Below are 14,686 nucleotides of genomic sequence, written 5' to 3'. Positions count from 1 at the left end.
AAGTTTTACCTTGTTGCAAAAAATGGGAAAAGCGAAAAAAAACACCGTAGGAAACGGTGTTTTTTTGATACAATTTAAATGTTTTTAAGGGGTAGCGACTTCATTTATCAGGCTAATGACCTCTTCTACCATGCTTTTATTTCCGATATACATAGGGCATCGCTGATGCATGCTCTCAGGTTTGATATCCAAAATTCGCTGTTGCCCATTGGAGGCCATGCCCCCGGCCTGTTCCACCAAAAATGCCAGTGCGTTGCACTCATAGCAGAGTCTTAATTTTCCTTCAGGGTAGCTCTTCGTTCTTGGGTAGAAGTAAATTCCGCCTTTGAGTAAATTACGGTGGAAATCCGCCACCAACGAGCCGATGTACCGTGCAGAAATTCCCGATTTTTTGCACTGATCGATATATTGGCGAATGCTGTCATCGAAATTGAAATACGAGCCCTCATTCACAGAGTAATAAGTTTCCTTTTCAGGGATTTGAATGTTGTTGTGGGAAAGGAAGAATTCGCCAATCGATGGTTCATAAGTGAAGCCATACACTCCCGCACCTGTTGTAAATACCAGCATAGAGGAGGATCCGTAAAGCAGATATCCTGCGGCTACTTGTTGATTCCCGCTCTGCAGCACATCTTCTTTCGTAACCTTTCCTCCAATTTCCGACTTGCGGCGATAAATGGAGAAAATGGTGCCAATTGAGACATTAACATCAATATTGGAAGAGCCATCAAGAGGATCAATAGCCACAATGTACTTGCCATCGCAGTTTACCTTAATGATATTGTCTTCTTCTTCAGAAATAATACCCGCCACTTCGCCACCGTTCTTCAGTGCATTGATGAACCGGTCGTTGGCAATCACATCAAGGTGTTGCTGGGCTTCTCCCTGCACATTGTTTTTGCCCATTGCGCCCTCAATGCCCAAAAGGCCAGATTTGCTGATGGCCAGGTTAACGAGCTTGCCCGCAAGGGCAATGTCGCGGAGGAGTTGCGAGAGCTCCCCAGTGGCATAGGGGAAATCGTCTTGTTTTTTCTTGATGAAACGGTCGAGAGGCAATCCTACCTCAAAGTCAAATTTTTTAAATGACATGCGTTGGTTGTTTGGGGGTTAATGAATGTTTCACTCCTTACACATAGATAAAGATAGTTTTTCGTTTCAAGTGTTTGATTTAAGCTAAAAAAATGGCACTAAAGATAAGCGTGTGTTAAAAATTGGCATCCGGCTGCAAATTCAGAGGACTGAAAATGACTTTGAACTCCTTTCAGCAATAGCATTACTATTCTAAAAGTTGTTCCATCATTTGGCAGTATTCCAGATTTTCATTGTGAATGTCAGGTTTTGAACACGTTCTAATATCTTGAAAAATTATGATTATATAAATTTAACGGAATTTCTCAAAAAAGGTACTTATTTAACAAGTTAAACTATTATTTTTAAGCGCACATAAGTCTGTGCCGCTTAATAGATTATCATGAAGGTTTTTAAGTTTGGAGGGGCCTCTATTAAAGATGCTCATGCGGTAAAAAATATGACCGCAATTATTGCTGATCATCAGCAAGGCGACTTGTTGGTGGTGGTGTCGGCAATGGGGAAAATGACCAATGCACTCGAGCGGGTGGTGGCTGCTGCTTGGGATAAATCAGCCGACTGGGCGACTGAATGGGCTGTCTGTACCGAGTTTCATGAGCAGATGCTGGGCGATTTGTTTGCTGATAAAGCACATCAGGCCTATGGAATTGTTCGAAACTTATTGGAGCAGGCGGAGCAATTGCTCACCGAAGACTGGAGCGATAAGCATCAAATGTATGATGCCGTTGTCAGTTATGGGGAGTTGCTCAGTTCAGCGATACTGAATCAGTACCTGAAGGCTTCAGGGATTAAATCGTGCTGGATGGACGCCCGAAAAGTGATCAAGACTGATGACCGGTTTCAGGAAGCGCGAATTTCCTGGGGCATGACCGAGCAGCGGGTGTTGGCAGACGTTCCGCAGTTGCTTGCTGCGGGGGTGGTGATGACTCAGGGTTTCATTGGTTCAAGTGGCATGGGCGCAACCACGACACTTGCCCGTGAGGGGTCAGATTTTTCTGCGGCGATTTTCGGAAATATTCTTGATGCGGAATCGGTAACGATTTGGAAAGATGTGCCAGGCATTCTGAATGCGGACCCAAAGCGGGTGTCGGATACTATTAAGTTTGAAGAAATCTCCTATCAGGAAGCTGCGGAGATGACTTTTTACGGGGCATCGGTCATTCACCCAAAGACGATCAAGCCATTGGCAGACAAAAATATTCCTCTGCTGGTACGTTCTTTTGAAGACCCACAGGCGTCGGGCACCACTATAGGCCGGGGAGTGGACACAAAAAAAATCCCCAATATTATTTTCAAGGATCACCAATGCCTGATGACCTTCAGTGTGCGTGATTTAGCCTTTTTAAATGAGAATAATCTGTCGATAATTTTTCACCTGCTGGATAAACACAGTGTTAAGATAAATATGCTGCAAAGTACCGCACTGAGTTTGAGTATCTGTTTTGATAACCGACTGGATCGTGTTCAAAAACTGATCGATGCATTGGAGGGAGATTTTAAAATTGCTTATCAGGAAGATTTACAATTGATTACGCTTAGGAATTATACACCTGAATTAAAAAGGAAGTACCTTTCGGTAGCGGAGGTGGTTACTGAACAGCGAACCCCGACAACCTTTCAGTTGGTAACGAAGTAAAATAGCGTAATTTAGTATATAAAAAAAAAGGTCGTGAACAAATGATATTCACGACCTTTTTTTTATTTCTTTTGATGATTAATTATCATCGTTTTCCTCTTCGATCCGGTCAAGGTGATGAGGTTTTACCATATTCTCAGGAGATAGGATCTGGTCGAGTTCGTCCTTAGGGATTAAGCCTCTTTCAAGGACCAGCTTGTAGATCGATCCATTGGTTTTCAGTGCTTCTTTTGCTAACGATGAGGAGATCTCGTAACCGAGAATGGGGTTCAGCGCCGTAACAATACCAATTGAATTTAACACCATTTCCTTGCAGTGCTCAACGTTTGCGGTAATGCCATCCACGCAATTGGTGCGTAAGGATTCCATCCCTCTGCGTAACATCTGAATATTTTCAAACAATGATCTAACAATCACCGGTTCCATCACATTCAGCTGTAATTGTCCGGCCTCTGAAGCAAAGGTCACCGTCAAGTCATTTCCGAATACAATGAAGCAAATCTGATTCACCACCTCAGGAATAACCGGGTTTACCTTACCAGGCATAATCGAGGAGCCCGGCTGCATTGGCGGCAAGTTGATCTCGTTAAACCCTGTACGCGGACCAGAAGAAAGCAAGCGGAGGTCGTTACAGATTTTGGAAAGTTTTACCCCAAGGCGTTTTACTGTTCCTGAATAAATGACGAATGCGCCCGTGTCTGGTGTTGCCTCAATAAAGTTGGTGGCTTTTACCAACTCAAGTCCTGTGATTTTTCGCAAATGCTTCACCACTTTATCAGGATATTCCGGATCGGCATTTATACCTGTACCAATCGCTGTTGCTCCCATCGCAATTTCTCTGAAAAGGGCGGCGTTCGTATTCAGGCGGGTAACCTCTTCCTCAAGTGTTGCGGCAAATGCTTCAAACTCCTGCCCAAGGGTCATCGGTACGGCATCCTGCAACTGGGTACGCCCCATCTTGATAACGTTGGTGAACTCTTCCCCCTTCTTGCGGAAGGATTTTATCAGCAACTGAAGTTCTTTTACCAGCTCTTCGTTCATCCACTGCAGGGCAATCTTGATGGCCGTAGGGTAGGCATCGTTAGTCGATTGCGCCATGTTAACATGGTTGTTCGGGTGGCAGAATTCATATTGCCCTTTCTCATGCCCCATAATCTCCAAGGCACGATTGGCAATTACTTCATTGATGTTCATGTTGGTAGAAGTCCCCGCTCCGCCCTGAATCAGGTCGATCGGGAAGTGATCATCCAACTGACCATCCATGGTTTCTTCACATGCCTGAACAATTGCTTTTTTTATTTCCTTCGGGAGTAATCCAAGGTTATGATTCGCCTTTGCTGCACCCATTTTTACAGCCGCTAAAGCACGAATGTAAAGTGGGAACATATTTACTTTTACGCCTGAGATATGGAAGTTCTCAATGGCTCTGAGGGTCTGTATACCGTAGTAGGCATCTGCGGGTACTTGTTTTTCCCCAAGCAGATCGTGTTCAATTCTATATTCCATGATATTTTGCTTTACTGGAATGTATCAAAAAAATTCTTCGACCAAATGTAGAGGATAATTTCGCAATATCCAATCACTCTAAATTTATGAAATGACGAATGGAATGAAGGATAATATTTAGTTGATAAATTATATTGAATTTCCTTTAAAGCATAAGGAGAATCATTCCCTTTTTTGCTTGATTAGCAGTGTGTTGGTTAATTAATTTATAAAATTAATAGGTAAAATTATCTCTAAATCAAGATGAAATTTAATTAATAGATGTTCCATTTATATAGAAATCCTATCATTAAGTTTTTATTGATAGCTGTTGGGGAATTCAGGAATTCACTTTTGAGGTCTTTTTCATGAATATAAGTGGCAAACAACTTTAAAGGCTGTTCTTTGATAGGCTGAAATTCCACTCCCATTTGCTGAACCTGCGAGGTGTACATCCAACCTTTGTTTTCTCCTAATGAAGCATCATAGGAATAGGTGTCTGTATAGGCCATCTGATAGAATAAATTCCATCTTTCTGCAGGCTGTACATCTAATCGAGCCAAAGTTGATTGATACCGAGTGTCCCTTAAAACGGCATGATCCTCAGGCATCAGGGCTGAGGCAAACCAGGTTCTGTCAAGGTCTTCTGCAGATAAATGATAATCTACAGAAAGCTGCCAGAAGGGCTGATTCAGCTTGGTGCCCAGTACCAGGTATTGTGTAAATTCTTCTTCGCCTTCCTGCGTTACCGCATAACTCCAACGGGTGTCTATTAAATGGTTGAAAAGTCCGCCATTCCAGTTCACCGCATAATGTAGCGGATGGGCGGCAGGGGTAAAGCCTTCCGGAAGGTTACCGTAAAAAGACTCTATCGTTGCTGTATGCCCATTGGTGACCTGAAAGTTAATTTCCTGTTCCTTGTATCTGTAGCCCAGATTAATCCCCGTAAGGAAAGCCTCTTTCCACCATACCATTTGGCTGTATTTGTAAATATCTGTTGGGGTTGCATCAAATTCAAACCCTCCGTAAGCCGCCCATTGTTTACCAACAGTAATAAATAGATTATTCTGAAAGGTGTAGGTCAGGTACGCCCAGTCTGTTGCCAGTGAGGAGTTATCGAGGTTTTCAGTTGGTGAAGGCTCGTTAAGTCTTTGGCGAACGTCATACTCCAAACCGGGGATAATTTCACCGTTAAACTGAATTCTGAGTTGATTAATGCTAAACGATGATCCCTGTGGGTATTCAGGACCAGACATCAAGTTGAAGCTGCTTTGCAACAGAATATAACCATTGTGCTTTTGCTTGAACTGTGGCCCTAAAAGCAAGGAATTAGGGGTTTGCTCAACGTAATCGTTGGTGGCATCTTGCGCCTTAGTGTGCTCGCAAAAAAACAGCGAAATAAAAAAGAGGAAAACGGCTGGTTGCTTCATTGGGATATTTTTTACAAAATCCTTTAAGCCAATTATCGTGCCATATAAATAATAGTGATTATCGTTGTGATTAGTATTCTTGAGCATGATCGTAATATTGTCGCTCTTCCAAAAAAGAGTAGGTTTGACATAAAAAGCGCCCTCAGTTTAACAGGGGGTTGTTTTTGGTAAAAGTTAGTAGTGGATGTTGGGCGACAGGATTGTCTATTTGTATAAGGGTATTTTTTTGCTAATTACACAAAAATAATTCGGATTGGAGCAAAAAAAAGCCTTTCAATGCAAACATTGAAAGGCTATCAACAATCAAACTAAAACCCGAAAGATGTACCTCTACACCTTTCTAAAACCCTAAAACAAACAATAACCATAGGTTGAAATGAAATTCAACCTATAATATAAATACCGGAGCCGAAGCTCGGATAGATACTCTTCAGTTCGTGGCTTGTTTAGAAAAACTCCCGGTTTCCGAAGAAACCGGGAATCTAATCAACAATCAAACAAATTTTCAATAACGGAGAACCCACCTCCTGTTATTGCAAAACCATAAAACAAACAATAACCACTTAGTCTTGGCTGAGGTGCTTCGTTGCACGCTCACTGACTATAATACAAATGTAGGGGGTTGAACTGAGAGTAATATTGACGCCTTTAAGGTTCGTTTATGATTGTTATCATTAAATTTTATTTAAATGTCGATTATTATCACCTCTATATTAAAATGAGGTTAGTAATTAAGGTGATTGTTGTATTTGAAAATGATATCAGCATAAAAATTATTTAGGCTATTGAATTTTGTGCTATTTTTAAGCTATGAATAAACGCTTAATCCATTTATTATTCTTCAGTTTTATTGCTGCCGCTACTTTTGGGCAGGGAAGACCCGCGCTGCGGGAAGTAACGATTTACCACGATCAGGCTCAAAAGCAACTCAAGGCTCACTATTTTATTATTGGCAGCGACAGCTCCATGATAGAAGGAGTGTTCAAAACTTTTCACCCCAATGGCAAAATATCCAGTGAGGGCATTTTTGAGAAAGGTAAACGAGAAGGGACTTTCAAGGATTATTATCCCGATGGGCAGCTGATGCGTGAGATTCCCTATCATCAGGGGCTGAAATCCGGAAAGGTGGAGGTTTATAATGATCAGGGAGTGGTGATTCAGCAGGCCACTTTTAAGGCCGATACGCTCGTTGGCGAGGTAACTTCCTACTATGCCGATGGACGAATCAGGAACCAGACAGCCATGGCGGGTGGAGCTCCTGATGGACAGGTGAACGATTTTTATGACAATGGGAAGATCAGGAAGTCGGTGGTTTATAAAAATGGCAAACCCAATGGCCTGACCATTACCTATTACCCCAATGGGCATAAATCTACCGAAGCGACTTTTGTGAATGGCTACATGAATGGCTCTTATAAAACCTTTTTTGAAAGCGGACAACTTCAAAAGAGTTACGAGCACCTTGCCGGGAAAAAATCAGGAACTTTTAAAGAGTACTACCTTTCTGGGCAACTGAAAAAATCAGGTACCTATAAAGAGGGCAAAGTAGAAGGGCAAGTGTTGGCCTATTATGAAAGCGGTAAGCTGTGGCAGAAAAACAATTTCCGAAACAATGAAATGCATGGCGATAATTATGAGTATTTCCCTGATGGTGAATCGGTGAAACGGCTCATAAAAATCACGGATAAGGGGCGCCACCGTCAGGAGTTGAGCTATGCTGAAAATGGCGTGTTGATCGCGGATAAAAAGTGGGCCAATGATCTGGCCATAGGTATCTGGCAATTTTATTATGCACAGAATGGCAAGTTGAAAGAAAGTTGCCCTTATAATAAAGACCGGATTAATGGGATGCGCATTTTTTATTATCCGAATGGACAGCTTGAGCAGGAGGCGCAATATCATTTTGGGCACCTGACGGGCATAGTAAAAAACTACAGCCCTTCCGGAAAATTAACAACCCTGGCCAACTATGCGCGGGGCAAAAAAAATGGCAAGTATTTCACCTACCACCGCAATGGAATTGTGGCCTGGGAAGGGGAGTATGTCGGCGATCAGAAGGTGGGTGAATGGAAATATCACAACCGAAGAGGTGCGGTGAAAAACACCGAAAACTACAAGCGAGGGGTGCTTGTGGAGGAACAATAGGGTGGAAAAACACCTCGATGATTACGAATTGTAGCAAATTTTAAAATTTATACTTCATTACGTGGGCAATGCCGATGGGATGTTTATTTTTGTATCATGGCAGTAGCAATTAAAGAAACAAACTTCAATTTTGAAGGACAGACGGACTTTTACAGAGGAAAAGTGCGTGATGTGTATTACTTCGGGAAAAAGCTTGCAATTGTAGCATCAGACCGAATTTCAGCTTTCGATGTGATCTTACCGGAGGCAATTCCTTATAAAGGACAGGTGCTCAACCAAATTGCGTCGAAGTTTTTGGAAGCAACCCAAGACATCGTCCCTAACTGGCTCGAAGCCGTTCCGGACCCAAGTGTTTCCTTTGGTGTGGGCTGTAAAACCTACCCTGTGGAAATGGTCGTTCGTGGTTACCTTGCCGGACATGCCTGGCGCGAGTACCGCGAAGGAAAACGCATCCTTTGTGGTGTTGCATTACCTGAAGGGCTTAAAGAGAATGATCGCCTACCGCACCCCATCATCACACCGACAACGAAGGCTTATGAGGGCCACGATGAAGATATTTCCCGTGAAGAAATTCTGAAGCAGGGCATTGTCGCGGAAGAGGAATATGTGCAACTCGAGCAATATGCCTTGGCGCTGTTTGAGAGAGGCACTGAAATGGCCAAAGAAAGAGGCTTGATCCTTGTCGATACCAAATACGAATTTGGTAAACAAGGTGAAAAAATCTACTTAATTGATGAAGTTCATACACCGGATTCTTCTCGCTATTTTTATGCTGAAGGTTACCAGGAACGTCAGGACAAGGGCGAGAAACAAAAACAGCTTTCCAAGGAGTTTGTGCGCCAATGGTTGATAGAAAATGGCTTTCAAGGGAAAGAGGGACAGCAGGTTCCTGCCATGACGGAAGAGGTTATTCAGGGGATTTCTGAAAGATATATTGAGCTTTTTGAACAGGTAACAGGAGAAAAGTTCCAAAAATCTGACATGAATGATGTAATTGCCCGTATAGAAAAGAATATTTCAGCACATCTTGAAACACTGAAATAAGATTTGAATATTTTCTCAAGGACTTTAATTTTCCTATATTTAAAGACCGATAACCTTTTTTACAGGCGACTGCTATGAAATATTCCATTAACAAAGAAGAAAAATATTCTCTTCTACATTTAAATGAAGAGAAAATCGATTCGACCCTTTCTCCAATCGTAAAAACCGAAGTGATCACCCTGCATGCTGAAGGGGTAACCAATATTATTTTGGACCTTGCCGATGTCAAGTACATCGACTCATCAGGATTGAGTGCTTTATTAGTAGGTAATCGCTTGTTTAAAGACGAAGGAGGCAAGTTTATTCTGGCCAATATTAATGAGCACGTCAGCAAATTGATCAAAATTTCGCAATTGGATTCTGTCCTTGAAATCAAAGATTCTACACAGGATGCTATTGATGCTGTTTTTTTCAATGAGATTGAACGCGACGTCAATTGATTGAAATGCTGAATTGAAGTCAGAAAAGAAAATATTTATAATACAGAAGAGGAAGCAATTTATTGCTTCCTTTTTCTTTAATACCTTACACCATTGGCATTTAAAGTTTTAGTTCTTGGGTCCAATGCTGCGGCGCCAGCACTGAATAAATTTAACACATCCCAGCTTATCACCATCGATAATCATCACCTTTTGATTGATTGTGGAGAAGGTGCGCAGTTGCAACTGATCAAGTACCGGGCAAAACTGGCCAAGATCTCCCATATTTTCATCTCTCACATGCATGGGGATCATTACTTTGGCCTGATAGGCCTGCTTTCCACCATGCATCTGTTCAAGAAGAAAGGGGAACTGCACCTTTACGGGCCTCCGGAGCTGGCCGAGGTGATTACCGTACAGCTGAAGGCCTCCATGACATTTCTGAATTATCGCCTGGTGTTTCATGTGACCAATGGCGAGGTGGCAGAAACCATCCTTGAGACGAGCAAATTTTCGGTAACCTCTATTCCTTTAGCGCATCAGATTCACTGCACAGGGTTTCTGATCAAGGAACAACCCCATCAGCGGAGAATCAATAAAGCCAAGATGCCTTACGATTTGAGTTTGGAAAATATTGGTGACCTGAAAAGCGGCAGGGATACGGTATATAAAAACAGGATTCTGAGCAATCAGGAATACACCTTGCCTCCTCAGCCGTCATTTTCCTATGCCTATTGCTCAGATACGCTGTTTACAAAATCATTTATTGAGCAAATCAAAGGGGTCGATTTATTGTATCATGAAGCCACTTTTATGCATGATATGGAAGCCCGAGCGAAAGTAACGCATCATTCCACCACCAAACAGGCTGCGACTATCGCAAAAATGGCCAATGTGAAGCAGCTCATGATCGGCCACTTTTCTATTCGATATAATGAGCTCGATCCTCTTTTGGAAGAGGCCAGGGAAGTATTTGAACAGACAATTCTGGGAGTAGAAGGAACGAAAGTTTACCTTAGAAAGTAATTGTACCGCCGATTTTGGTTTTTGCTGAGCAAAACGCAGTGGCGACTTCTGTTCTTGCTGCAAGTATAAGCGGCGATATGCGCTTGCAATGGCATGAGAATTATTGGATTTCAAAATTCACCCTATAAATTCCATTGGTTTAAGGGCCAAATTTTAGGCATAATTTCAGCCTTACTTTGCTGCCCATTACAATAAATTGCCGAAATTCAACCTTCATCACCCTAAAATACCGATAACCACTACCTGCCATGACCACCAACCTTACTAAAAAGAAAACCAGCCTGTTTATATTTTTATGCGGGATTTTCATCACCAATGCCATTCTTGCGGAGCTGATAGGGGTAAAGATTTTTTCCGCTGAAAAGGCGCTTGGTGTGGATCCGGCAAGGATTCCGCTTTTTGAAGAGCTGATGCTGGATTTTAACCTGACCGCTGGCGCAATTCTCTGGCCTATCGTTTTTATCACTACGGATATCATCAATGAATATTTTGGGAAAGCGGGGGTGCGGAAAATCAGCTTCCTGACCGCCGGGCTGATCGCCTATTCGTTTTTTGTGATTTATGGCGTTACGCAGCTGCCTGCCGCAGATTTTTGGCTTGAGGTCAATGCGCAGGATGCGCAGGGGCAGGCTTTCAATATCAATTATGCATTCAAAACCATCTTTCAGCAGGGGCTGGGGATTATTGTCGGTTCGCTGGTGGCTTTTTTGATCGGTCAATTTCTTGACGTTTATATTTTTCAGAAATTAAGACGAGTAACCGGCTCCGGTAAAATATGGCTCAGGGCCACCGGTTCCACCCTTGTTTCTCAGCTGATAGATTCCTTTGTGGTGCTCTGGATTGCCTTTTGGGTGTTTGGTAACTGGTCGTACAGCCTTGTGCTATCGGTGGGGATCATTAATTACATCTATAAATTCACGGTAGCCATTATCCTGACGCCCGTTTTGTATTTTGCTCACTACCTCATCGACCAATACCTGGGCAAGGAATATGCAGATGAATTGGCCAATGAGGCAAGCAAAACCTCTTTGTTTTTTGGCGAGCAAGAATCTTTAGGGTCTTCGGATGTTGTCGCAGATCACCGCCGTGGCAATAGCGACATTCAGTGATTCTGCCCCACCAATTCTGGGGATATGAATTTGATGTGTGATGAATGGTTTCACGGCATCTGATATTCCAATAGACTCGTTACCCATGATCACAAATCCGCCCTGATCAAAGCGCTCATTGTAGATATTGTCTCCCTCAAGCAGTGCGCCATAAATGGGGGCTTGCTGCGCGGCAAGAAACTCCGGCAGGGCGGTGTAATGTATACTCACCCTGCTGAAAGAACCCATGGAGGCATTCAGTACTTTTGGGTTGTGGAAGTCAGCAGTATTGGGAGAGGCAATAATTTTTTTGATGCCATACCAGTCCGCAATACGGATGATGGTCCCGAGGTTGCCCGGGTCACGGACATCATCGAGCACGAGGGCAAATTCCTGCTCATCGAGTGAAGGCTGTTCAAAATCTTTCTGTTCCGCCACCGCAATAGCAGCATTGTTGGTAGCGAATGTACCCAAGGCCCCGAGCTGTTTTTCATCAGCCACAAAAACTTCCATTTCCGGGTGCTTGGCGATCAGTTCCGCAATACTGTCAAGGTAATCGGCAGTACCCACCAAAACCGTTACTTTATAGCCTGTTGATAGAATTTCTTCTGTATTTTTCGCACCTTCGACAAAAAATGAATGTTCTTGTTTCCTGTACTTTTTTATTTGCAGGGATTTGATCAATTTTGAGATCCTTTTGGATAGTTCCTTATACATCATATAACTCATTGTCAATTGCGAAAGCAGTTTTATATAACCCTTGTACTCTACACCTTAATGGTGCTCGTTTTCTCGGCCTGTGGCGCCTCTCGTTATTTGGCAGAGGGGCAATATGTGCTCAACAGGCATCAGGTCAAAGGTAATGATTCTTTTAAAGAAGACGATCTTTTACGTTGGGCAAAAGCAAAGCCAAACAGCAAAACCTTGTTTTTGCCGTTCAATTATTACGTTACAATGTACGAACGGGGAGTGCATAGCTATGATTCTGCCGCCTATGAAGCACAAAAGCAGCGCATCATTTCAAAGTATGATACCAAGCTGGCCAAGCTTAAACCCAACAGCAGGAAGTACAACAAAACCCTGGATAAAAAGCGTGCCAAGGTAGAAAAACAGGACGTGAAGATTCGAGAGGGGAACTTCTGGATGAGGAATGGTGAACCATTGGCGGTTTTCGACAGCAGTAAAGTGGAGGCTTCAGCAGAAGCGATTGAGGCACTTTACCATGCGCGGGGTTATTTTTCTGCTCAGGTGAATTACAATGTCAAGTACCGCGAACGGTTGGCCAGTGTTACCTACAACGTGTCTGAAGGCACTCCACATCGGTTGGATACGGTAAAGCTCGTTACCACCGATGCCAATATCACAGCATTGCTTAAAGAACATCGGGCGGAGTCCAAGCTGAAGAAAGGCACCATCTACGCACAGTCGAAATTGAGCGATGAACGTACCCGGATTGATGATTTGCTGAAAAATCATGGCTATTTTGAATTCAGTAAGGAATATGTCAGCTTTCAGGTGGACACCCTCACAAAGCCGGGCTTTTACTCTGTGGAAACACAAATCAGTAACCCTGACGATGGCGGGGCACATAAAGTCTATACCCTCGATTCGGTGACCTTTACAACCGATGCTTCGGTGCAGGGACTGGAAAAAGCCCGTATTCAGCGATCGGTTTCCGGCATAGTTTTTAGCTCTGAAGATCATCGAATGTCTGATAAGGTACTCTCCCGAAGGGTATTTATTCGCCCAGGCGACCCTTACAGTAAAGATAAAACCCTGCAAACACAGCAGCAACTTGCCAATATGGACATGTTCCGTTTTGTCAATGTTAATTATGATACCCTTGGCGGAAAGATGGTGGCGCACATTTTCACCAATCCCCTTGACCTCTACCAAACCAGTTATGAGGCCGGTATGAACGTAACGCAGGGAATTCCAGGGCCAGTATTCAACCTTGGGGTGAAAAACAGAAATACCTTCGGGGGGCTCGAGGTTTTGGAGCTTAACGGAGGGTATTCCATGGAAGGGGTGCAGACGATCAATAATGAAGGCTTGTCGAAAATTGATATCAGCCAGCAGTGGCGCGCCAACTTATCGTTGACCTTCCCGCAGTTCCTCTTTCCCATGAAAGAGTCGCAAAGGTTGCGCTTCGGTTATTTAAACCCCAGAACCAAGCTGACTCTCGGTTATGGTACGGTGGATCGTCCGGATTATTTCAAGAGTAATATTAACACCTCTTTCGATTATGTATGGAAAGGCCGTAAGGGGAATCAGTTTAAATTTACCCCTTTTGAGGTGGCATTCATCAACTCCTCCCTGAGTGATAAGTTCCGGGAAGACCTCGAAGAGCTGGCCAAGCAGGGGAACAACCTGATCAATTCTTACCTGCCTTCTGTGGTAACAACCACCAATTTCTCTGCGATTTTCAATTTTAACCGTGATGTCAACAATCCCGATCGGGGGGCATATTTACAGGTGTTTTTGGAAAGTGGCGGACTGCTTTTTGGAAACGTCCTCAAGCCGTTGTATGACCAAAACAATCTGGAGTCTTACCGCTATTTTAAATACTCCTTTGATTTCAGAAAATACGTTACCCTCAACCGTCAGAAGACGGCGAGGTTTGCCTATCGGCTGAAGTTTGGGATGGCCGTGGCCTACGGAGACAACAAGCAATTACCTTCCGAGCGGTATTTCTTTGCCGGTGGTAGCAGCTCTAACCGTGGGTGGGTGCCGCGCAGGCTTGGGCCGGGTTATTTTGTGCCCGTTCCCGGAACCAATTACGACCAACCGGGCGAGATGATACTGGAAACCAACTTTGAGTATCGTCAGAAGCTGTTCGGCTTTTTTGAAAGCGCATTGTTTGTTGATGCCGGTAACGTATGGACGCTGGGCTTCAACCAGGGCGGCAGCAGTGCGGTAACACCTTCCGAAGGAACAACCCTGCCCGATGAGAACAACCGAAATGTGGCGGGTAAATTTCAGTTCAATTCATTCCTGCAACAGTTGGGGGTAACGGTAGGGGCCGGCCTTCGCCTTGACTTTGATTTTATGCTGATCCGTTTTGATGTCGGTGTCCGGGCATTTGACCCTGCCCGCCCTGATGGCCACTATTTCGTTTTGCCGGATTTACGATGGAGCGACTTCAAATTTTTGAACAGTGGCAACAATCAGGTGCTGCTCAATATCGGAATTGGTTACCCGTTCTAATTAATGCAATATACTTTGTTCTTTATTTTGCATTTGTATGGAAAAAAGGGTTATTTTTGCGCTTCAAATAGTCAAAAGCAAGTGTGTTGTCGGTGATCAAGGGTTCAAAATAGCCGT

General features: G+C 43.5%; 11 protein-coding genes. 7 read left to right on the top strand and 4 right to left on the bottom strand.

The genetic code is table 11. The annotated features are described in order from the left end of the window. Positions 1-84: 84 nt before the first annotated feature. Positions 85-1,089, bottom strand: coding sequence for a class 1 fructose-bisphosphatase (fbp, locus tag AABK40_RS10350; protein WP_332919922.1), 1,005 nt, complete (start codon positions 1,087-1,089; stop codon positions 85-87). A gap of 382 nt (positions 1,090-1,471) precedes the next feature. Between fbp and AABK40_RS10345 the strand changes: the two genes are divergently transcribed. Continuing rightward, positions 1,472-2,725 (top strand): aspartate kinase, encoded by a 1,254-nt coding sequence (locus tag AABK40_RS10345; RefSeq protein WP_332919921.1) that lies wholly within the window; start codon positions 1,472-1,474, stop codon positions 2,723-2,725. A 78-nt stretch (positions 2,726-2,803) separates the two neighbouring features. Here AABK40_RS10345 and aspA read toward each other — a convergent pair whose 3' ends face one another. Both aspA and AABK40_RS10335 read right to left on the bottom strand, forming a co-directional pair. Beyond that, a complete protein-coding gene (aspA, locus tag AABK40_RS10340; protein ID WP_338396996.1) occupies positions 2,804-4,231 on the bottom strand; it encodes an aspartate ammonia-lyase in 1,428 nt (475 codons plus the stop codon). Positions 4,232-4,485: 254 nt separating this feature from the next. Then, on the bottom strand, positions 4,486-5,640 hold the full coding sequence (locus AABK40_RS10335; protein WP_338396995.1) for a porin: 1,155 nt from the start codon (positions 5,638-5,640) through the stop codon (positions 4,486-4,488). 810 nt (positions 5,641-6,450) lie between these two features. Between AABK40_RS10335 and AABK40_RS10330 the strand changes: the two genes are divergently transcribed. The 5 genes from AABK40_RS10330 to AABK40_RS10310 all read left to right on the top strand — a co-directional run bounded on the left by AABK40_RS10330 (position 6,451) and on the right by AABK40_RS10310 (position 11,383). After that, a complete protein-coding gene (locus AABK40_RS10330) occupies positions 6,451-7,785 on the top strand; it encodes a toxin-antitoxin system YwqK family antitoxin (protein WP_338396994.1) in 1,335 nt (444 codons plus the stop codon). 96 nt (positions 7,786-7,881) lie between these two features. Then, positions 7,882-8,829 (top strand): phosphoribosylaminoimidazolesuccinocarboxamide synthase, encoded by a 948-nt coding sequence (locus AABK40_RS10325; RefSeq protein ID WP_338396993.1) that lies wholly within the window; start codon positions 7,882-7,884, stop codon positions 8,827-8,829. 74 nt (positions 8,830-8,903) lie between these two features. Then, on the top strand, positions 8,904-9,269 hold the full coding sequence (locus AABK40_RS10320) for an STAS domain-containing protein (protein ID WP_332919916.1): 366 nt from the start codon (positions 8,904-8,906) through the stop codon (positions 9,267-9,269). 93 nt (positions 9,270-9,362) lie between these two features. Then, a complete protein-coding gene (locus tag AABK40_RS10315) occupies positions 9,363-10,274 on the top strand; it encodes a ribonuclease Z (RefSeq protein WP_338396992.1) in 912 nt (303 codons plus the stop codon). 248 nt (positions 10,275-10,522) lie between these two features. After that, positions 10,523-11,383: a queuosine precursor transporter gene (locus AABK40_RS10310; RefSeq protein WP_338396991.1), complete on the top strand. Its 861-nt coding sequence runs from the start codon at positions 10,523-10,525 to the stop codon at positions 11,381-11,383. Here AABK40_RS10310 and AABK40_RS10305 read toward each other — a convergent pair. Further along, positions 11,327-12,082 (bottom strand): RNA methyltransferase, encoded by a 756-nt coding sequence (locus tag AABK40_RS10305; protein ID WP_338396990.1) that lies wholly within the window; start codon positions 12,080-12,082, stop codon positions 11,327-11,329. The two genes, AABK40_RS10310 and AABK40_RS10305, sit on opposite strands and share 57 nt — an antisense overlap. 15 nt (positions 12,083-12,097) lie before the next feature. Here AABK40_RS10305 and tamL point away from each other — a divergent pair, with 15 nt between their 5' ends. Next, entirely contained in the window at positions 12,098-14,569 is a 2,472-nt protein-coding gene (gene tamL, locus AABK40_RS10300; protein WP_338396989.1) for a translocation and assembly module lipoprotein TamL, read from the top strand. The last annotated feature ends 117 nt before the right edge of the window (positions 14,570-14,686 follow it).

The organism is Persicobacter psychrovividus (genome assembly GCF_036492425.1).
GTDB classification, from domain to species: domain Bacteria; phylum Bacteroidota; class Bacteroidia; order Cytophagales; family Cyclobacteriaceae; genus Persicobacter; species Persicobacter psychrovividus.
Note: the sequence above shows the minus strand (reverse complement) of the source record. Positions and strands in the feature narration are given on the sequence as shown.